Genomic DNA, 19,664 nt, shown 5'->3' with positions numbered 1-19,664 from the left:
GGATTCAAGGGAAAGTCACTTCATCTGAAGTGGCTTTTTTGCTGTGTCTATCATTATGGTGCTTGTAAGACTTAAGTAATATTCAGTTTACATTTATGGGTTAACATGGAACCCGCTCTCGATAAATAACTAGGTTAAAGGAGGTAACTGGTTGAAAGGCATTATACAATTCTCCATGAATAAGGCTTCGGCTATGCTGATTATGATTGCTATTTTGTTCGGGGCGGGTTTGTATTCTGCGGGCTCGCTTAAGCTGGAAAATATGCCGGATGTATCTTTTCCGCTAGTGGTGGTATCTACAGCGTATTCCGCTTCTCCGGAAGATGTAATGAGTCAGGTATCCAAGCCTATTGAAGACAAGATTGCCAATGTTGAGGGAATAGAGACGCTTAGCTCGACCTCAAGCGATACAGGATCACAAGTTATGGTGAAGTTCACCCAAGGTGTGGATATTGACAAGAAGAAACAGGATCTGGAGAGCTTGATTCAGGGGGTTCCGCTTCCTATGGAAGCTTCAAGGCCAATCGTGTCAACGTTCGGTTTTGCTTCAATCCCTGCATATTATTTAGCTGTGCATGCGGATCAGGGAATGAGCCAATCAGACCTGGATAACTTGTATAAAAGCGAGCTGAAGCCCGGTTTCGCCTCCATAAAGGGAGTCGACCATATCGATACGATCGGGGCCCGAAGCACCTCGCTCGATATTGAGTTGAAGGCCAATGCGCTAAATGCTTATGGACTTGCACCTGCGGACGTCACCGCCGCCATTCAGGCCTCACTGGCCTCCGGCACGGTAGGAACCATCAAGCTGGAAGGGAATACCCAGATGGTCAGGGTTACCGGAGAACTTGATAGTATCTACAATCTGAGCCGTCTTGAACTGGTATCCAGTCAAGGACAGACGCTTATGCTCAAGGATCTGGCGGAGATCAAGGCGGTAACGGAATCGGAGTTCATCTCCCGCGTTGACGGCAAGCCTGCAATCGGAATTAATCTGTATAAAACCCAGCCCGCGAACGCGGTGGAGTTCTCTGATGAGACGAACAGCCTGCTGGAGCAATGGGAGGCAGCTCATCCGGGCATCACCTTCAAGAAGGTATATGACAGTGCGGACGAGGTCCGGGATTCTATCAGCGGCCTGCTGCGTGAGGGGATTATTGGGGTCGGGCTGGCATCTCTGATCATCCTGCTGTTCCTGCGCAACTTAAGAATGACAGCGATCGTGCTGGTGTCCATTCCTCTTTCGATTCTGATTACATTTATGATGATGCATTATCTCGGGCTTACGTTAAATGTCATGTCACTTGGAGGGATATTCATTTCGGTTGGCCGGATTGTGGATGACAGCATCGTAGTTATTGAGAACATTTATTCGAATCTGCAAAAAGCCAAGGAGAGAAATCAGTCGGTTCTTCTCTTGGCTGTAAGTCAGGTCTCCATGGCGATAACCTCCTCCACGCTGGTCACCGTAGGCGTATTTCTTCCAATTGCATTTGTCAGTGGAGTAATTGGTGAGTTTTTCCGGCCTTTTGCCCTGACCGTAGCGTGTGCCCTAATGGCCTCGCTGTTGGTGGCGCTGACAGTAATTCCTCTGATGGCCAAGCTGATGGTGCTGCGGGGAGTCCATCTGGGGTCGCATAGCGAGGAAGAGACAGGCAAGACGGCTGCCTATTATGAGAAGGTTCTGACCTGGTGTCTGAATCATCGCTTCATGACACTGTTATTCTCCGCCATTGTATTCGTGGCGACCCTATTCATTACCATTCCGAACTTGGCTGTAAATAACTTATCTGACAGTGAAGCCGGACGCCAGCTGAGCTTCACGATCAAGCTGCCGTATAACACCTCAATTGAGAGCGCGGACGCCCATTCCAAGCAAATTGAGACTATGCTCAAACAGGCGAAAGACGATAAGGGGAAGCCGCTCTATAATTTCACCGAATCGCTTGTAGGTTATGGAGGAACGGATAAGCAGCTTCCCTATATGGTGCAGATTAATACAGAGCTGAATGAGGACGCTCAGCCCAAGACGGTCAAGGAGCAGTACAAGACTCTGATTCTAGCCGAGCTTCCCAGAGGAACAGAGGTCACTACGGATTCCTTAGACGGCGGAGGCGGATTCAGCACAACAGACTTCTCCTATGTTCTCTCCGGGGATAATCAGAAGATGTTGGAGCAGGCGGCTGCCCAGGTGAAGGACAAGATCAAAGACTTCCCTGAGCTGAAAAATGTCAAGGATACGCTTGGAGATGCCAAAACCCAGGTTGTCGCCACCGTGTCGCAGACTAAAGCGAAGAGGTTCGGACTTAGTACATCGGCCATTCAGAATACGGTCCGCACCTGGATTGAACAGACGGAGTTGGGCAGCATCCGGTTCGACAATATTCTGTATACCGTAGAGGTTCAGCTCTCCTCAGCGGACAAGGATTCCATAGAGCAGCTGGGCAAAATCCCACTGCGCTCCTCCTCAGGAGACATTGTATATCTGAATGAGGTGGCCAAAATTGAAAAGGTGGCTGCACCGATCGCGCTGCAGCGGGAGAAGCAGAAGCAGGTTGTCAGCATTACAGCAGCCATCGACTCTCCGGATAAAGCCGCGGTCAGCTCCAAGGTTGCGGCCGCACTGAGCAGCATTGAGCTTCCCGAGGGAGTAGCTTCCAGCACGGGAGGGGTAACCGACGAAATCGCCAAGAACTTTAGTCAGCTGTTCGTCTCCATGGGCGCTGCAATAGCCATCGTATACTTGATTATGGTGCTCTGCTTCGGGAATGCCAGCACGCCTTTTGCCATTCTGTTCTCCCTGCCTCTTGCTGTAATCGGGGGACTGCTTGGCCTGCTGATATCCAATGAAGCGATTAATATTACCTCGTTAATCGGCTTCATGATGCTGATCGGGATCGTAGTCACCAATGCGATTGTTCTTCTTGACCGGGCACAGCAATTAACCAAAGACGGGTACAGCGTCAGAAGTGCGCTGCTCGAGGCCGGCAGGGTCAGACTTCGTCCAATTATTATGACCGCTGCGGCCACTATTGTCGCCATGATTCCACTGGCTCTAGGTATGTCTCATGGAACACTCATTTCCAAAGGGCTTGCGGTGGTTGTCATCGGAGGATTAACGACTTCTACGATTCTGACACTCGTTGTGGTTCCGGTTATCTACGAGCTGCTCGATTCGATCAGGAAGAGGTTGTCCCGAAAGTCTTCATTTGGCAAGGGACATGAGTCTGGAGAAGAGAAGAGCCTGGATATGTAAAGGAAGGGTAAGGTGAAATGATCGTGAGATTATATACGAAGAAGCGCGCAGCCAAATGGATGATAACAGCCGCGTGTCTGGCACTAACGACAACAGCTGCTGGCTGCAGCTCAGCATCGCCTGTGGAGCAGGCACAGGTTCAAGCCGGAATACCCAAAGTTAAGGTGGAGCCAATTAAGCTGCATTCCATGGGAGCACCTCTTGAGCAGATCGCCGATGTGAATGCTTCCGTGCAGGTCGGCGTCATTGCTCAGGGATCTGGAACGATTACAGAAATACTTAAGAACAATGGGGACAAGGTAACGAAGGGTCAGGTTATTGCCCGCATCTCTGCCGGGACTGCCCACATCTCTGTGGTTACAGCCGAGGCCTCGGTATCAAGCGCGGAGAGAGCGCTGCAGTCCGCTCAATTAGAACTGGAATCGAACCGGGCACAGCTGGCGCGTACTATAAGCGGTTATGAGAAGCAGATGAAGGAAGCAATCCGGGCAAATAATGAAGAGCTGTACAACACCACCAGAGACAATCTGGAATCCTCGAAAGAGCAGCTGAAGTTCCTTGAATCCAAAAGCTCGGTACCTGCTGCCAAATCTCAGCTGGAGACGGCTAAAGTATCTTTGGCTCAGGCCAAAGCGAATCTGGAGGCTTACAATATTACAGCCCCGTCCAGTGGAACGTTGGCTGAGCTTGCCATTACCGTAGGAGCCAGCGTGACACAGGGAAGCAAGGTCTGCTTGGTTCTAAATGCGAATCAAATAACGATTCAAGCTGAGCTTAGCGAGGATTCAGCCGAACGGGTCAGGGGGAAGAAGAAAGTCCGGGTCTATTATGCCGACCAGCCGAAGGTTGGCCGGGAGATCCGTGTTGCTTATCTTTCCGGGGCTCCAAGCACGACTACCCGGCTGTATACACTTCAGCTGACAGCGGATAATAAGGACGCCTTTTTTGTCCCAGGCTCTCGAGTACAGGTTCAGCTAACTACGGAGGAGGAAGAGAACGTTCTTGCTGTTCCTACGGGCAGCATCGTGCGTGACGGGAACAACACTTATGTATTTGTGCTGAAGGGGGACAAGGCTCAGCGGGTACAGATCGAGCTGGGGAGACTGGGCGGAATGTATCAGGAAATTCTGGGCGTCTCTGCGGGGGATAAGCTGATTGTGTCAGGCCAGCATACGCTGAAGGACGGGGAGAAGGTCCAGACCCAGTAATCGCTGAGACAAGTTGGGAGTTAAATAGAGCTGGACCGAAGAGGTTTTCCGGATATGCCGGAAAACCTCTTCGGTCTGCTGTAAGGTGATTTTAAGCAGGCAGGGTCAGGGAGATGAAGGCTACCTTGTTATTTTCGAAATAGAGATGGAACTTTAAAGAGTCGCCTACGCGGTAATCCCACCGGGAATCGGTCTCCATATTGGGCTTGCCGAGCTTCGACTGTACCTGCTGCTTGGTTAGACCAACCTGGATCCCATCCGGAGTCTGGACGTTCTTATTCAGAAATATGACCTCGCTTGCCGAAGCGAAGATGCCGGTCTCCTTGTAATAGAGTACATGTCTCACACGTTGAGTGAGGGCGTCGTAATATGCCTTCGAGAAAGTGTAGCTTATCGATTGAAGTGCAATCTGACTAAGCCAGCCGGCGGTATCCTTTCCGTCAATATTGAACCGCTCTGCCTTATATGTGAGCTTGTCATTGCTCTTCATTTCGCCCCTGTCCACTTCCTCCTGCGCTTTAGCCGAGAGTCGTTCAACCTTCGCCAGATCTGTGTCCGGTTCCAGCAGCCCCGACATCAAGCGCAGCACTTGGTCATCCGCGTAATAACGGGCGCTTCCAAGCTGATAAGTGTTGCTGTCCAGGCTGTAGGGTACACTGTAGATCCCTTTGGAGGTATGGATTCGGATTCGCACCTGCTTCTGGTCAGGGGAGGCGAGGTCTGCTTTGGCGATGGAAAGGTTCTCCCAATATAATCCGTCAGCGATCACAGTGTAGCGTGACTTCGGAACGGCAATTTCAGCTTCTGTACCAGAGGCTTTAATCGTAATAGAGTCCACCATTTCAGCTGTGAAAGGAAGCTGTTCGCCCAACTGCCCGCTTGGTCTGTCAGGCTTCAGGGGAATGTCACTCGCGGGTTCTTGAATCTCAGGCTTGATAATAGGGGGAGTCGCAACAACCTCTTTACCGGCCGGATTTTCCTTTAAGTACGCATAGAAAGTTCCAATACTGATAATGAGAACAAAAGCGGCCGCTGCCCAGACTAGTCTGGATTTAACAGGAGATGATCGCTTGTTCTGCTTGGCGGCTTCATTGGTGATGTGGTTCATATGGTCGACAGTGAACGTACGGTGCGGAAAAGGCCCCTGCTTCAATTGATTATACAGCTCATCGGTTTCTCTACTCATAGAGAGCACTCTCCTTTCGGTACGCGGCCATCCGGCTGCGGGCTCTGGATAATCGCGACTTGACGGTACCTTCGGATAACTGGAGCATGGCGGCGATCTCCTTAGTGGTCATTTCATATTTCCCATGGAGAATCAGGACCTCTCTCAGCTTGATCGGCAGCTTCATCACGGTCTCCCAAATCTGTGATGAGTAGGTGTGCTCCATCACTTTCTGCTCTGCCGAGGGAGAGGATTCCTTAGTTGCGATCCACTCTAACAGGGTGACTTTCCTAATAAATGCGGATCTTAAGTAATTCACAGATGTGTTGCGGGTAATGGACAGGAGCCAGGTCTTGATAGCCGAATGTCCGCGAAACGTATGGATCGAAGAATACGCCTTTAGAAAAACATCTTGGACAATATCGTCCGCTAGATCGCGTCTGCGGGTCAGAATAAAAGCCAGATTCCATACATCCTGACCATAGGCATTCATGAGATCATGAAGATCCGAAGGATTCATCTGATCAATATGAATCATATATTCCCACTGTGTTTGTTCCACTTTCTTCACCTCTTACTCATTAGACAAAAGAAACCAAAATTTAGTTCCCTTAATTTGGTTGGTATTAAGGAGTTCAGTTTGTGTTCTAAAAGCTCCGAGAACGAACGTTACTCCCATCGCTGCCTGTGTTCGGATATATAGAATGATTTTCAGTGGAATATATCCGAACACAACGGCGACCGCTTTCGCTTGTCCGCAATCGTTCGTCTCTCCGCAGACTTTCGGCGAAATTTCAACGAAACCATAAAAGACACCCTGCTTTGGATTCACTCTTGGCCAAGTTTTTCGAAAGTGAGCCTGAAGGTGGGGTGGCTTCACCCAGACCCCAATCTCCTGAAGAAACATGGGGTTTACCCAAACAGCAAAGCTCCAGCCTAAGGATGACTCCCTTGGGCTGGAGCTTTGCTTCCATTTCTTAAAGAGTTGTCTTTAAGCTTTAAAACTTTTGCTTTTGGGACGGCCTCTATCTCTGCCAAATGCTATTAGGTACCTTGGGCAGGCAGCCCAAGGGATGCAGTAAAGCATACCAAGTACTGCAGAGGAAGCTCTAGGAAAGCAGGCGATGCAGCCATATTCTCTAAGCTTCCAGCTCTCGCAGGCGTTCAAGAATCCGCCGCTTCCGGTAGAGCATGGTAGCTGCTTCGGCCACATCCTGAAGTGTTCCCCGGTTGATGATAGCGCCAAAGAGCGCTCCGGCGATGGGGACAAGCTGGAACAGCTTCTTCCATCCGAAGTTGTCGCGGTAAGAGGCAATGACCTCACGCCAGCCTTGCAGCTGGGAGAGAGAATCCCGCTGGCGGTTCTCGTTGCCGAAGTCGGACAGGTCCTCAAGCACCGCCTTTTTGCCGACAATATCGGCCGAAGCGAACTGAAGACATTTAATGACAAAGATACGCTCCAGCTTCTCCTTGGGATCATAACCGTAAGTTATGGCAATCTCTTGAATCATCTTCAGGGACAGGCCAAGAATGGCGGGGATATCAATGGCCAGGGTAAATATTCCCCCAAATCCGGTCGTTGCCCCCTGTGCGGTGGCGAAGGCAGCCCGGCTCTGTACCAGTCCTTCAGAGGTTTTGTTCATAACCGCAATAGGCAGGCGGCTGGCAGACTCAAGAGTTAGCGGGTCTTCCAGATCTGGTTGCGGGCCTCTCACTGCAGCTTCTGAGACCGCTTCATTCCGAAGCTTGCTCAGCACGGAAGACTCGGATACCAGGTATTGTCCGCCGGTCTGGACGAAGCTGCCCAGCTCATCAATAGCTTGTCCCAGCTTCTTCTGGACGACCTTGGGAGTAAGGCGATCCAGGAGCATAAAGGGAAGACGGCCGATTTTCTCCCAGAACCAGAGGTCCTTCTGGCTTTTCTCCCAAGACTCTATTTCTTTAAGCATGCCTCTCAAATCTTCTTGTGTCTCCGAATTTGGCCCAAAGGGCGTAGGGTTTGACATGAAAAGACCACTCCTTTAAGGGAATATACGGGAATTAACGAGGCCGGTTGCAGCCCAGCGCCTTTATTTTGCCGCAGGTCAGGGCAAGCTGCTTGAATTCGGAACGTAGACGAGGGGGCCTTAGTATGACTTGTGTCTAGATCATTGTCCTATGATTTCTTAAGATAGAAAATTATTAACCTAAGTAGTGAAGATCAGAACCTTGTGAATGGAAGACTGGACATTTCGTGGCAGAATATGAGGAGTTGAAGATCCAGCTTTGTTATGAATAGGTGCAGGACCCATGCTGGGAGAGGGAGTGGGCATGATAAATGGCGCCAGGGATGCGGGATCCCGGACGCCATTCATGTGTATACTAGAGTTATTGGTATACTTCAGTTCTCTTTGGTGAACCTTTGCTGGCTGTGCCTCATGACTGTACCGTAATACCTAGCTGGCTACGACACGGATGAATTCTACCGCCTGCAGGGGAATTGTGGCCAGATCGGTCGGCGGACCGTAGATAACAGGGGGTACCTTCAGCAGCAGCGTTGTATCACCAACTGAAATTAAGGTGCCTGAGATCAGGTCATTAGGGGTTAGAACTTCAACCTCTTTGCCAACGAAGCCTTGGGCAAGCTTACGGAAATTCATATAAGAAAACTCCTCTCTTAGGTGTGTCTGGTGAGGGCTACTGTATAACAGTGATCCGGGAGTAAGGAATAAGCACCAGATCTCCTGTAGACTCGCGGATCTCCAGAGCATCACTTCCGGCGGTCAGCAGAATTCCTTCCACGGTTGCACTGGCAGTGCTGATTGTCACCGTCTGCCCGATCTTGTCCTGCAGGTTCTCCTGCAGCGAAGGGTTCGCGAACAATCCCGAAGCCAGGTTCTCCTCTAGTTCATCCAAGCGCTCTGTCAGAATCCGCACAGATCGCGCAAGCTGGTTCACTTCCCGTCTAAGACGGCCACATCCCCAAAAGCACATGATATTTCCTCCTTAAGTCAGGTTTACTTTTTATGCCAAAGCAAGTACTTCTCCATATCCTTACGCAGCCTCAACAGACTCTTGATGCTCTCCCGTTCGGTCGATCGGAACTGCCGCGCACGAGAGCTAACCAGATCAGGGCCATTCGTTAGGAAGTCGTCAATAACCGGATTAAAGCTCTCAAGAGGCTCTTTGTAGTTGCAGTAATACTGTTCCAGTCCGAATGAAGCAAGCAGGCTCTTGATCTTGCTCATGCCGCTGAAGGCGAGCACCGGAACGCCCGCACGCAAGGCCACAAGAGTGGGGTGAAGCTTGAAGCTGATTAAATAGTCGACAGATTGGATCGCACTGTAAGTCAGGTCCAGATCGAGCAGCAGCGGCAAAATATCTACAGAAGCCCCCGGATCCATCTCCCTCAGACGGGTCTTGAGCCGCACACATACTGGATAGTCGGAATAACCGCCTCCATTCGGATGATTCACAGCAGGTATGAGGCGCAGGTGATATCCGCGGTCCGACAAGGACTTCATTAGTGTAACGAAGGATTCAAACGGAAAAGATTCGTAAGCAAATACACAAATACCAATAGTAGGTCTATCCGAGGCTTGCTTATAGGGATATTTGGGCTGCCTGTAGCTAAAAGCCATGTCGGGCGCGACCTCTACACGCTTGTGGAATTGGGCCCGTCTGGCAATGTCGGCAGATCTGGGGTCCCGGAATACCGCCCGCTTCGCCCGGCTGATGACCTCCCGGTACTGCTCAACCTGGGCGGCGGGCCAGGTCTCCTCGGGATAGGCATCCACGATGCCGACCCCGTACAGCCAGGTTGGTTTGTCTTTTAGTGCAGGCGGGAAGTAGTACGTGTTGAAGGCGTAGGGTGTAATCAGATCGCCGCCTCCAATAATGACAGCGTCCGTCTTGTCTGGATCAAGCTGGGAGTTCCAGGGATAGACCTGATGCGGATAGAAGACCTGCTGAAAGGTGCGCAGGAACAGATCATCCCCGAAGTTGCCCATCCCGTAATAACCACAGACAGCAATGTTCATTGCGGGTGACCTCCTTTCATATTGTCCGCCTGGGCGCTGAACCAGGCGGGATACCGCGCCCCGCCGCGCTGACTGACACTGTCAGCGCGGAGCACGCGGTGATACACCGGCCGGTGAACCACGGCCGGCTCGGGATGCTCGGCGAGCAGCGCCTCGCAGACGGCAATGTCCTCGAAGAGCCGGGCATCCGCACCGGTTCTTCTCGGCCAGCCGCCGATCCCGCGCAGCATCGCCGCGCGGTACAGCCGCGGCACCAGCGGAGCGGCCGCATCAGCGTCCGCGCGGTGCCCGCGGTAAGGCAAGGCGCCGCGCCACAAGGGGCCCAGATGGCGCGTGCCCTGCCACAGGCCGCTTGCGCCGGTCGCGATGGCCGCTTCCGGCGCGCCATCCATTGCGGCGGCGAGCAGGGCCGCCGCCTCGGGCTGGAGCCAGTCGTCCCCGTCCAGCTCCAGCACATACCTGCCCCGTGCCAAGGATAAGAGTTCGTTAAGCACGAACACCTTGCCGCGGTTAGGGGAGAAGCGGTGAATGTGAATCCGCGGGTCACTCTGCAGGTACGGCAGATCTGCCGTACCATCCTCTGAGCCGTCATCTCCGATGAGCAGCTCCCACTCGGGGAAGGTCTGAGCCAGAACCGATCTCACCGCCCACCCGAGGGATTCCCGCATGTTATAGACCGCCAGAAGAATGGAGACAGCCGGCATGGCTTCGCATGGAGGTGCAGGAGGCCAGGTGTCCTGCTGCACCTCCGAGCCTTGCTGCATCCCTGGGCCCAGCTGTACTCCCCAGCTCAGTTGCACTCCCGAGCCCCGCTGCACTCCTGAGCCCCGCTGTACTCCCGAGCCTTGCTGTACTCCCGAGCCCTGCTGTACTCCCGAGCCCTGCTGTACTCCCGAGCCCTGCTGTACTACCGAGCCCTGCTGTACTCCCGAGCCCAGCTGCACCCCCGAGCCTTGCTGTATTCCCATGCTGCCATTCCTCCCAGGTGACGCGGCTGCCCGGTATTCCCGACTCTTGGCAATCACCGATGCCACGCCCTCAAGCTGTTCGCTGGACGGAGCTATCCGCCATTTGATCCCCGAACGGAGTACACATGTGTACAGTGATTTGTGCTCAACAGGTCCATTGCTGTGATGCAGCGGGGGAGCAGGGATAGCCATGATCTGCTGCGGATTCAACGGCATGATCTCGTAAGGGAGATATAGTGCCGAGGGGAGAGGTTCAAATGCGCGGCTTAGCTGGTGCAGCAGAAATTCCCGCCGCCACAGCAGGGGCAGAGCTGCGACACCGGAGCTTGCAGGCGGCTTGTCAGCAGGGGCTGCTTCCTTTTGCCCGAAGTACAGGCTGGATCGCCTCCGGTAGTCCGCTTGTGCCGGGACGAAGTCGAGAGTCATGACTTTGATATGCAGAGGGTCCGGCATTCTATTGATTAGTTGTTCAAGATAGTCCATCACGGGACGGCTGACCCCAGTCGCCGCGGGATTCCACAATACCCACTCAGATTGGGGGTGTGTATCCTTCTCCAGATTCCGGATTAGCTGGTCCGCATACCGCCTTGGATCCGCAAGCCAGGATTCGGGAACGGCCTTCGCCAGATTCTCGATTAAGGTCTCCGACTCTTTCATTAGAGCAGTGATTTAGTGCGGAGAACCTCGGAGATGACTTCATTTCCGGCAATTCCCCGCTCCTGCCAGCGGTTCTGTCTGGCATACTCGATTCTCGAATTACGCGCTTCTTCTGAATCCGGATTGGAGAGCATATGACCGAGCTTCGCGGCAAAGTCATCATGGGTTGTAGCCGTAGTCACATAAGGCTCCATATGAATGCATTCCGGCAGTGCTGTGGACAAGACACGGACACCGGCAGCCATATACTCATAAGCTTTGACCGGATTGGTAGCCAGTGTAATCGGATGGTAGAGAAAAGGAATAATAGCGACATCAATATGAGGAAAATACTGTCTCAGTACGCTGTGCGGCTTCTCGCCGAGTACATGAACGTTGGGAAGCTCTGTATAGGACGGAATATCGCCATAGGGAGCCCCGATGGAGACGAAGTTAACTCCCGGGTAAGCGCGGGCGATCTTCTCGAACAAGGCGTGATCAATCCAGTAAGCCCATGCGCCGATATACGCGACAATAGGGCCTTCCGGCAGGTCGGCAGGCCGTGTGCTCGGCGGGAGATCGAACAAGCTTTGATCAGCCGCATTTGGTATCAGCGTGACCGGTTTGTCGGGATAGGCAAGTTCAAGCCGCGTCTTGATCGTCTTCGCTGTTGCTACAAGATGGTCGGAGGCTTCCACCATCTTGGCCTCGTACTTCGCCCAGTGCGGGAACTCATCACAGCAGTCATAGATGACCGCATCAGGCTTGAACAGAGTCAGTCTCGAGCGCTGTTTGGCCCAGGTCGTCCACACGACAACCGGATGTTCCTTGCGTAGACGCGGGAGTGTCCGCGACAGGAAGCTCTGATGATCGGTGAACAGGTGAACGCCGGGCTCCACTTCTTGAAGATGAGGAGAGAGCGGCGCCAAATTCTCGAAATACACTTGATGTCCCAGAGCTCCGAATTGGGTCATCAGCTGCTGAGGCCGCTGCTTCATAAACGTCCAATTCATAGTTTTGGGGTAGATAATGACAGCCAAAATGCTTTTCCCTCCTTTGTGAAAGCTTGCTCCATCCTATGCATTGCTAGCTTCATAGAATAACGCCATTGGCCCGGTCCCTGGCAAAATAGTTGGCTGTAGTGAAGGGCTGAAAAGTCTGGTTATAGGAGGAAAGGTCATTCAGGGTCTCCACGCCGATACGCTTTGCGGTTCACTCTCATATACTACCGAAGTAAATTGCTAGAGGAGGAGAACATAGATATGGAAGATATACGTGTGCTCGTGGTATTCGGGACGAGGCCTGAGGCGATCAAGATGGCTCCCCTGGTAAAAGTATTAGAGCGTACCCCCGGTCTAAGACCGGTTGTATGTGTCACGGCCCAGCACAGAGAAATGCTTGACCAAGTGCTTGAGGTATTCGGGATTAAGCCCGACTATGATCTGGATCTAATGAAGCCCGGTCAAAGTCTGACCGAGCTCAGTGTGTCTGTGCTGACCGGTATTGAGAAAGTGATTCGCTCATCGGGATGCCGGCTTGTTCTCGTTCATGGGGATACGACTACCGCATTTATGGGCGCGCTTGCCGCTTATTATTCACAAATTCCCATTGGACACGTGGAAGCTGGCCTGCGGACTTATGATAAATACGCGCCTTTCCCGGAGGAGATGAACCGCGAGTTCATCGGCCGGGTGGCTGATCTGCATTTTGCGCCAACCGTCCAGTCCGGGCTTCAACTGGCTGCCGAGAACCGGATTGCGAATGTCCATGTTACCGGGAATACAGTCATTGATTCCCTCCAGTGGACCATTCAGGAGAAGTTTAAGCATCCGCTCCTTGCGAAGCTGGATAAATCCCGCAAATGGATCCTTATGACCATGCACCGGAGAGAGAATTGGGGCGAGCCGATGAAAGGCGTGTTCGAAGCCGTTGCACGCATTGCCGCAGAGCGCAAGGATGTGGAGTTCATCTATCCGGTTCATCCGAATCCTGAAATCGTGAAGCTGGCTGGGGAGATGCTTGGCGGCAGGGCAAGCATTCATCTCACAGAACCGCTGGATGTGGTAGCCACGCATAACTTCATGGCGCGCAGTCACTTTGTACTAACCGATTCAGGCGGGATTCAGGAGGAGGCGCCGTCCCTTGGCAAGCCGGTACTTGTCCTGCGGGATAAGACCGAGCGGCCCGAGGGCGTGGAGGCGGGAACGCTCCGCTGTATAGGTACTGAGGCAGAGCGTGTTTATCGCGAGATTGCTATTCTGCTGGATGATAAGGAGGCCTACAGAAGCATGTCCGAGGCGAGCAATCCATTTGGGGATGGATACGCCTCTGAGTATATTGCGCGGATTATTTTAGATTTTTTTGAAGAGTGAGGATAGATCAAAACCCAGATTTCTAATTGTCATTTAAGTAACGGCATGTTTGAGTGCCATTACTTTTTTTTTGCCGGCTTAGAAGTTTAGATTATTGCCATACTCAGCTAAGAGTAAATGGAACTATCATCCAGTGTTTAAAAGGTTCTGTGGCTTCTATGCATGGCGGGCTGGTCATTTCTCTTATAACAGCCCTATGTTACTAAATCGCCTGTTTCTTGGATTTAATCCTTTTCGTTATCGTATTTAAATATCCACTCACCACCTGTGATCCAATAATAAAAAAATAATGACATATATTATATGCTTATGTTTTATAAAACCTTTATCATTTGGATGTATAAAGTAATAATCCTAATAATTTACATATTGATAAATAGAAAGGGGGGATCTGTTGCCGAGCGTTTGCATGACGAAATGATAACTTCAACTTCCATTTAAGAGAAGAAGTGACATCGAACACACAGACTATCCATTGAAATGTCCAAGGAGGTAGAACATGACACTTCCGGTTATTGAAACACACGAACTTAACCTGACCTTGCAAGGTCATGAGGTCCTTCAGAATGTAAATATCGTTACTCATCCGGCGCAAATCTGTGCTTTGATTGGTGAGAACGGGGCAGGGAAGACTTCAACGATCCGCTGCATTACAGGCCTCTACCCACCAACTGGGGGAAGATGCAGTATGTTTGGCGAGCCTTCTTATAATATGAGCCAGAAGAACAGGAACCGTTTTGGCATTGTATTTGATGAAGGGGGACTTTACGGTGAAATGACGGCGTGGGAGAATGCGCTGTTTTTTGGGCGGCTTCGCGGAATGAATAAAGAGAGTATTGTGGAGCGCTTCAACATGCTTGTGCAACACTTTGATTTGAAAAATGTCGTAAAAGTAAGGCAGTATTCTAAAGGTATGAAGCAGAAGCTGATGATTATACGTGAATTATTGCACGAGCCTGAACTGCTGATTCTTGATGAGCCCTTTAGCGGCCTTGATCCGGATTCTAAGATTTTTCTACGGGATAAGCTGAGCACAATTTGTTCAGAGCAGGGCACTTCTATCCTTATAAGCTCACATGACTTGTATGATATTGAGAAAATTGCGGATCAGGTGATTATGATCCACCAAGGCCGAATTGTGGCAAATCAAGCGCTTCAAGAGATTACCGGGATCAGTGAGCATTATATTGTTACCTGCCGTAATCCGGACACAGTGGCCGAGCTCCTGCGTACTATTGAGGGGATAACGGTAGCGGGTCATGATGGACAATCGGTAACATTCGTGGTCCAACCAGAGCTTATCGCTCAGCCGCTGAAGGTTTTGCTGAAGCATGGCGTTCAGGTGGAGGAGTTTTTTAAAGAAAAAAACTCGCTCGAGGATTTTTATAGAAGAACTAAACAAGCCGCCGTGCAACAATAAAGTAACCCATGGCTGGGAAGGAGAGGCTTTACATGCTGCCATTGTTAAGAAAAGATCTGAAGACTCTGAACTGGAGAAGGTCGTTGACCATGCAAGTGCTGATGTTTGGTATTTTTTTCGTATTTTCGATTGGCCAGCTGGGGGAGTTGGAAAAAAGTCTGGGTCTGTCCATTGATGGCTTTGTTCCGCTATTACGTAAGTTAAACGAGACCCGTGAGTACCGGCTGGTGTTTACCAATTCTCTAATTGCTGTTAGCTTTTTGTCACCCTTACTTGTATTTGCACTCTATGTAGGCATTCCGCATGTGCTGCAGTTCTTCACCAAAGAAAAGACAGAGAAGAACTTGAGCTTTCTGCTGGCAGTGGTGTCTCGGCCCGGTAAAATTATGCTGGCGGTGTGGCAGTTCGCCCTAATCCGTGTTGTCGTCATGGCACTCATTAACGGTGTTCTGATCTGGTGTATTTATACTGCGCTCGGATTCCGATCGGTGTGGTCTGTCAGTCTGTTGTCCTCGACTTTGACCGTGATACTGGGTGTGGCTGCATTTCTGTACATGGCCAACGCTATTGTGTGGGCGACCAACGGAAGTGAGGCTGTGTTGAAGATTTTCAGAATGCTGATATTAGTTGGAATTGTCGTAGCCTTCCCGGCGGTCAACTATCTTCGGATGGATTTCAGCTACCTGGATTTCCGTTATGCTGCGATCAGCGGAGCCATTTGTGTTGTAACTGCACTGATTGCCCAATTTCTAATGAGATTATTCAGGGTCGAAAAAGTCGTCTAGTGTGTCTTCTCATGCTATATTCAACTCCTATATTAGGATAAGGTTTAATCTAATCGGGTCCATTGATTAACTTTTGCTTTTCCCCTAACCATGATATATTCTCCTAAGGGTTATCCACTTGGAATACCATTTCCATACAGAAGGAGAGAGCGCGAAATGATTAAGCATGTCGTCTTGTTCAAATTGAAAGATTCTTCACCTGAAAGTGTAGAGAGAACCGTATCCGTACTTCGCGGATTGGAAGGGAAAGTGGAGCAGCTGGTGGATATTCAGATTGGCTCCGATGTTCTGCGCTCTGAGCGCTCCTATGATATTGCACTGATCGCAACTTTTGCATCGCTTGAGGATCTTCAGGGCTATCAGGTGCATCCAGAGCATAAGAAAGTGATCGAGCATATGAGCCAGGTACGTGAATCACAGTTCGCCGTAGATTACGAATTTTAAGGGGTTCTGAGTTATGTACTATGTGAACCGGGAGCAGATTGAGCGGCGGCTGAATATGATTCCCAAGATTATCGAGGTGCTGAATCAGGCGGGGGCCCAGCTGAATCAGGAGCAGGAGCTTCTCTATGCATTCGCTGAAGAGAGAGCGCTGCACCTGAGTATTGAGGTTGTGACCGATGTGGGGAGTTATCTCATCGACGGCTTCATCATGCGGGATGCCAGCAGTTATGAGGATATTATCGATATTATGCTGGATGAGAAGGTCGTGGACAGCGGGCTTGCAGCACTGCTGACAGAGCTGGTACGGCTTCGCAGACCGCTGGTTCAGGAGTATTTCGACTGGCGCAAAGATGGGCTGAGCGAGCTCGTGACCCGTCTTCCGGATGCGCTTACGTCTTTTGCAGCGAAGGTTAGAGATTACCTGGATCGTGAACTTAACTAAATTCGGATGCCACCGGGCCAACACCTGTCTCCGCACATCCGGCTAGCAGAACTCAAGCCTGAATCATGGTCAACGATCATGGTCCGGGCTTTTTTATTCACCGCATAAATTAAATTTCCTGTAACTGAGCTTCCTCTGTGTCAAGACAAGCCCAGGCTGCTTATAATGAATCAACAATATAGGCATTCGCCCTGATAAGAAGCTGGTCTTGGGTATCCGGGTGCCGTAAGGGAGAGATGTTAAATGAGTCAAAAGAATTTCTGGTTGGGCGCGCTCGTAGGAAGTGTAATCGGATCGGCCGCAGCTCTGCTGCTGGCTCCTAAGAAAGGCAGTGAGCTGCGCAAGGATATCGCGGACGGTGCCCGTCAGGTCAGTGACAAATCACGTGAGGTCGCAGGCAAGGTTGGTGGGCAGACTTCTGAAGTGATTAATAAGGTGAAAGGCAAAGCTCAGGAGGTAGTCAGCCACATTCATGCGCTGCGTGAGAAGAAGGTCAACGCGGTCGTAGGAGAAAAAGAGCTCGAGGTCCAAATCTCCGCTTCTGTAGAGAATAATGAGGCGGGTGCTGTAGAGATAACAGAGCCTGTTGAAGCCGTTAAGTAATCTGCTGTATGAGCCTATGAGACCCTTCGGGGTCTTATTTGCATTTTGTAAGATCTTCCACTTTCCTTGTCCCCCCGGATAAATTGGGTTAATATTTAGGTACGCTTTGTGATGGAATGTCATAAAGTAACGTTGAGAATTATATGGAGAGAAGGCTGAAGGTTGTTCTATTAAGCTCTTTCCATATCAACCTATGAAAAAGGAAAGCGGGATGTTCGTGCAGCAAGCTATCGCAATACTAGATTCGGGAGTAGGGGGACTAACGGTTGCGAAAGAGGTCATGAGACAGCTCCCCCGGGAGAAGGTCATCTACTTCGGAGATACGGCACGTACTCCCTACGGCCCGCGCACACCGGAAGAAGTTCGCTTGTTCACGGAGCAGATAGTTGACTATTTAATTCAATTTAATCCAAAAATGATCGTGATTGCCTGTAATACAGCTACAGCGGCTGCGCTCGACTACATTGCGTCCAAGATCTCGATCCCGGTCATCGGGGTGATCCGTCCTGGAGCGCGCGCGGCGATCAGTACGACGAAGACCGGACATGTCGGCGTGATCGGAACGGCGGGAACCATTGCAAGCGGTGCCTATCCGGCAGCCCTGAAGGAGCTGTCGCCTTACATTCATGTGGTAAGTGAGGCTTGTCCTACGCTCGTACCGCTGGTGGAACGGGGAGTGTTCGATACCCAGGAGTCTCAGGAAGTCGTTAAGGATGCGCTCAAAGAGATCAAGCAGAATGACATTGACTGTCTAATCCTGGGCTGCACTCATTATCCTTTTCTTAAGAAGGCCATCAAGCAGGAGATGGGACCCAAAGTCAAACTGATTAGCTCAGCGGATGAGACCGCCAGGGAGATCAGCACGGTATTGTATCAAAAAGGGCAGCTGGCCCGAGGCGATGAGACGCCGATTCACCAGTTCTTTTGCAGCGGGGATGCGGAAATGTTCCAATCCATTGCCTGTGAGTGGCTTGGTGAACACATCAACCTTACACCTGTCGTATGGCAGAATCCTATGCTATAGGGCCGGTACCTAGGACTTATTCATGATATGTATAATTTCATGCTTGGCAGCAGCCCCGGTGGAGCTTTAGGTTCCCCGGGGTTTTTGCTGATCTTATCATTAACATTGGGCAGTACCCTGTGCATAGAATGGAACCAAACACAGCATTTTGGCAGATCGGCTCTTCAGTGTGGGCATGGATAAATGTTGAAAGAGGTGGCACCATGGGGTTCTGTTCACAGCATGGCAAAGGCCGGATTGTTCAGGTAGGCGGTCAGTATTTGTATAGAGATCTGATTCAGCAGTTGAAGCAGCTGCAGTGCACGTATTCTCAGCTTGATGTGCTGGAGATCGGGCGAAGTGTCATGGGCAAGCCCATTCACTGTCTACGTCTGGGCACTGGTCCCCGCGCGATCCATATGAACGCTTCGGTGCACGCGAATGAATGGATTACTTCTCCGCTGCTCCTGCGATTTGTGGAAGAGATTGCCGCGTCGAGCGTCGTGGCGTCGGAACGCTGGAGTAGAGAGGCCAGCTCCTGGCTGAAGGAGGTTACCTTGTGGGCGGTGCCTATGGTCAATCCGGACGGTGTGAACTTATCACAGGAGGGCGTAACTTCCGCCCATGTGAATGCAGATGAGCTCTTGAGCTGGAATAAGGGAAGTACGGACTTCAGCCGCTGGAAGGCGAACATTCATGGAGTGGATCTGAATGATCAGTTCCCGGCCTACTGGGAAGAGGAACGGACACGGCGCGGGATTATTATGCCCGCCCCTCAAGATTATGGGGGTACAGCGCCGCTTACCGAGCCGGAAGCGACAGCGCTTGCGGAACTGACCCGGTGGGAGAGCTTCGAGCTGGCCCTGTCTCTGCACACACAGGGGAAAGAGATTTACTGGAATTACCGGGATCTTGAACCTGATGATTCGCAGACGCTTGCTCACCGGTTCGCCTATGCATCGGGTTACCGGGCAGTCAAGCTGACCGCAAGTGATGCGGGGTACAAGGACTGGTTCATCAAGGAGTTCAGAAGACCGGGCTTCACCATTGAAGCAGGAGAAGGCGTTAATCCCCTGCCGCCCGCGGAGTTCGAGAATGTATATGCCGAGGTGTCCGAGCTGCTGGCGGAAGCGATGCGGACTTGAATTATTCATGAACCCGCAAAACGGGTATCCTAAGAATAGGCACGGTTATAAAGCAAGTTTTGCTTCGCAAAACTAAGCCTATGCTTCCGAAGCAAGTTTTGCTTCGCAAAACTTTTTAAATTACGAACTTATATAAAATAACAGTAAGGGCAGTTGTAACGGAGGGGAAGCTTGGAACTGTAGGAGCGAAGCGACCGC

Annotated in this window: 18 protein-coding genes; 10 read left to right on the top strand and 8 right to left on the bottom strand. The window is 51.2% G+C overall.

The genetic code is table 11. From position 1 onward, the window contains the following. Positions 1-151 precede the first annotated feature (151 nt). Positions 152-3,256: an efflux RND transporter permease subunit gene (locus LDO05_RS13205; protein WP_251375841.1), complete on the top strand. Its 3,105-nt coding sequence runs from the start codon at positions 152-154 to the stop codon at positions 3,254-3,256. A 17-nt stretch (positions 3,257-3,273) separates the two neighbouring features. Further along, positions 3,274-4,464 carry an efflux RND transporter periplasmic adaptor subunit gene (locus LDO05_RS13200; RefSeq protein WP_251375840.1) on the top strand — a complete coding sequence of 397 codons (1,191 nt, stop codon included), beginning with the start codon at positions 3,274-3,276 and terminating at the stop codon, positions 4,462-4,464. A gap of 91 nt (positions 4,465-4,555) precedes the next feature. On the opposite strand, the gene LDO05_RS13195 is transcribed toward LDO05_RS13200, so the two are convergent. The 8 genes from LDO05_RS13195 to LDO05_RS13160 form a co-directional block, all read right to left on the bottom strand. Next, positions 4,556-5,650 (bottom strand): outer membrane protein assembly factor BamE, encoded by a 1,095-nt coding sequence (locus LDO05_RS13195; RefSeq protein ID WP_251375839.1) that lies wholly within the window; start codon positions 5,648-5,650, stop codon positions 4,556-4,558. After that, the gene (locus LDO05_RS13190) at positions 5,643-6,191 is read right to left on the bottom strand and encodes an RNA polymerase sigma factor (protein WP_346657580.1); all 549 of its coding nucleotides are present in this window, start codon (positions 6,189-6,191) and stop codon (positions 5,643-5,645) included. Before LDO05_RS13190 ends, LDO05_RS13195 begins: the two co-directional genes overlap by 8 nt. A 577-nt stretch (positions 6,192-6,768) precedes the next feature. Next, a complete protein-coding gene (locus tag LDO05_RS13185; RefSeq protein WP_251375838.1) occupies positions 6,769-7,635 on the bottom strand; it encodes an EcsC family protein in 867 nt (288 codons plus the stop codon). Positions 7,636-8,064: 429 nt separating this feature from the next. Next, entirely contained in the window at positions 8,065-8,268 is a 204-nt protein-coding gene (locus LDO05_RS13180) for a hypothetical protein (RefSeq protein ID WP_251375837.1), read from the bottom strand. Between the two features lie 37 nt (positions 8,269-8,305). Beyond that, positions 8,306-8,602: a hypothetical protein gene (locus LDO05_RS13175; RefSeq protein ID WP_251375836.1), complete on the bottom strand. Its 297-nt coding sequence runs from the start codon at positions 8,600-8,602 to the stop codon at positions 8,306-8,308. 23 nt (positions 8,603-8,625) lie between these two features. Beyond that, on the bottom strand, positions 8,626-9,648 hold the full coding sequence (locus LDO05_RS13170) for a polysaccharide pyruvyl transferase family protein (protein WP_251375835.1): 1,023 nt from the start codon (positions 9,646-9,648) through the stop codon (positions 8,626-8,628). Beyond that, positions 9,645-11,273 (bottom strand): glycosyltransferase family 2 protein, encoded by a 1,629-nt coding sequence (locus LDO05_RS13165; RefSeq protein WP_251375834.1) that lies wholly within the window; start codon positions 11,271-11,273, stop codon positions 9,645-9,647. Before LDO05_RS13165 ends, LDO05_RS13170 begins: the two co-directional genes overlap by 4 nt. Then, positions 11,273-12,265, bottom strand: coding sequence for a glycosyltransferase (locus tag LDO05_RS13160; protein ID WP_251375833.1), 993 nt, complete (start codon positions 12,263-12,265; stop codon positions 11,273-11,275). Before LDO05_RS13160 ends, LDO05_RS13165 begins: the two co-directional genes overlap by 1 nt. 249 nt (positions 12,266-12,514) lie before the next feature. On the opposite strand from LDO05_RS13160, the gene wecB reads away from it, so the two are divergent. The 8 genes from wecB to LDO05_RS13120 all read left to right on the top strand — a co-directional run bounded on the left by wecB (position 12,515) and on the right by LDO05_RS13120 (position 19,466). Continuing rightward, positions 12,515-13,624: a non-hydrolyzing UDP-N-acetylglucosamine 2-epimerase gene (wecB, locus tag LDO05_RS13155; RefSeq protein WP_251375832.1), complete on the top strand. Its 1,110-nt coding sequence runs from the start codon at positions 12,515-12,517 to the stop codon at positions 13,622-13,624. A 499-nt stretch (positions 13,625-14,123) separates the two neighbouring features. Then, the gene (locus LDO05_RS13150) at positions 14,124-15,044 is read left to right on the top strand and encodes an ABC transporter ATP-binding protein (protein WP_251375831.1); all 921 of its coding nucleotides are present in this window, start codon (positions 14,124-14,126) and stop codon (positions 15,042-15,044) included. Between the two features lie 32 nt (positions 15,045-15,076). Continuing rightward, positions 15,077-15,829, top strand: a complete 753-nt coding sequence (locus LDO05_RS13145; protein WP_251375830.1) for a hypothetical protein — start codon at positions 15,077-15,079, stop codon at positions 15,827-15,829. A 156-nt stretch (positions 15,830-15,985) separates the two neighbouring features. Continuing rightward, a complete protein-coding gene (locus tag LDO05_RS13140) occupies positions 15,986-16,273 on the top strand; it encodes a Dabb family protein (protein ID WP_251375829.1) in 288 nt (95 codons plus the stop codon). A gap of 13 nt (positions 16,274-16,286) precedes the next feature. Next, positions 16,287-16,715 carry a DUF86 domain-containing protein gene (locus tag LDO05_RS13135; RefSeq protein WP_251375828.1) on the top strand — a complete coding sequence of 143 codons (429 nt, stop codon included), beginning with the start codon at positions 16,287-16,289 and terminating at the stop codon, positions 16,713-16,715. A 243-nt stretch (positions 16,716-16,958) separates the two neighbouring features. Then, positions 16,959-17,318 carry a YtxH domain-containing protein gene (locus tag LDO05_RS13130; protein WP_251375827.1) on the top strand — a complete coding sequence of 120 codons (360 nt, stop codon included), beginning with the start codon at positions 16,959-16,961 and terminating at the stop codon, positions 17,316-17,318. A 211-nt stretch (positions 17,319-17,529) separates the two neighbouring features. Beyond that, positions 17,530-18,342 (top strand): glutamate racemase, encoded by an 813-nt coding sequence (gene racE / locus LDO05_RS13125; RefSeq protein WP_251378722.1) that lies wholly within the window; start codon positions 17,530-17,532, stop codon positions 18,340-18,342. Positions 18,343-18,545: 203 nt separating this feature from the next. Continuing rightward, positions 18,546-19,466, top strand: a complete 921-nt coding sequence (locus LDO05_RS13120; protein ID WP_251375826.1) for a M14 family metallopeptidase — start codon at positions 18,546-18,548, stop codon at positions 19,464-19,466. Positions 19,467-19,664: the final 198 nt, after the last annotated feature.

This window comes from Paenibacillus sp. YPG26 (assembly GCF_023704175.1).
GTDB lineage: Bacteria > Bacillota > Bacilli > Paenibacillales > Paenibacillaceae > Fontibacillus.
Note: the sequence above shows the minus strand (reverse complement) of the source record. Positions and strands in the feature narration are given on the sequence as shown.

What these genes read in the sequence shown, in the direction of transcription:
- LDO05_RS13180 (WP_251375837.1), bottom strand. Translation starts at nt 8,268, where the DNA reads ATGAATTTCCGTAAGCTTGCCCAAGGCTTCGTTGGCAAAGAGGTTGAA.
- LDO05_RS13130 (WP_251375827.1), top strand. Translation starts at nt 16,959, where the DNA reads ATGAGTCAAAAGAATTTCTGGTTGGGCGCGCTCGTAGGAAGTGTAATC.
- LDO05_RS13150 (WP_251375831.1), top strand. Translation starts at nt 14,124, where the DNA reads ATGACACTTCCGGTTATTGAAACACACGAACTTAACCTGACCTTGCAA.
- wecB (WP_251375832.1), top strand. Translation starts at nt 12,515, where the DNA reads ATGGAAGATATACGTGTGCTCGTGGTATTCGGGACGAGGCCTGAGGCG.
- LDO05_RS13160 (WP_251375833.1), bottom strand. Translation starts at nt 12,265, where the DNA reads ATGAATTGGACGTTTATGAAGCAGCGGCCTCAGCAGCTGATGACCCAA.
- LDO05_RS13140 (WP_251375829.1), top strand. Translation starts at nt 15,986, where the DNA reads ATGATTAAGCATGTCGTCTTGTTCAAATTGAAAGATTCTTCACCTGAA.
- LDO05_RS13195 (WP_251375839.1), bottom strand. Translation starts at nt 5,650, where the DNA reads ATGAGTAGAGAAACCGATGAGCTGTATAATCAATTGAAGCAGGGGCCT.
- LDO05_RS13185 (WP_251375838.1), bottom strand. Translation starts at nt 7,635, where the DNA reads ATGTCAAACCCTACGCCCTTTGGGCCAAATTCGGAGACACAAGAAGAT.
- LDO05_RS13120 (WP_251375826.1), top strand. Translation starts at nt 18,546, where the DNA reads ATGGGGTTCTGTTCACAGCATGGCAAAGGCCGGATTGTTCAGGTAGGC.
- LDO05_RS13165 (WP_251375834.1), bottom strand. Translation starts at nt 11,273, where the DNA reads ATGAAAGAGTCGGAGACCTTAATCGAGAATCTGGCGAAGGCCGTTCCC.
- LDO05_RS13135 (WP_251375828.1), top strand. Translation starts at nt 16,287, where the DNA reads ATGTACTATGTGAACCGGGAGCAGATTGAGCGGCGGCTGAATATGATT.
- LDO05_RS13175 (WP_251375836.1), bottom strand. Translation starts at nt 8,602, where the DNA reads ATGTGCTTTTGGGGATGTGGCCGTCTTAGACGGGAAGTGAACCAGCTT.
- LDO05_RS13200 (WP_251375840.1), top strand. Translation starts at nt 3,274, where the DNA reads ATGATCGTGAGATTATATACGAAGAAGCGCGCAGCCAAATGGATGATA.
- racE (WP_251378722.1), top strand. Translation starts at nt 17,530, where the DNA reads ATGTTCGTGCAGCAAGCTATCGCAATACTAGATTCGGGAGTAGGGGGA.
- LDO05_RS13170 (WP_251375835.1), bottom strand. Translation starts at nt 9,648, where the DNA reads ATGAACATTGCTGTCTGTGGTTATTACGGGATGGGCAACTTCGGGGAT.
- LDO05_RS13145 (WP_251375830.1), top strand. Translation starts at nt 15,077, where the DNA reads ATGCTGCCATTGTTAAGAAAAGATCTGAAGACTCTGAACTGGAGAAGG.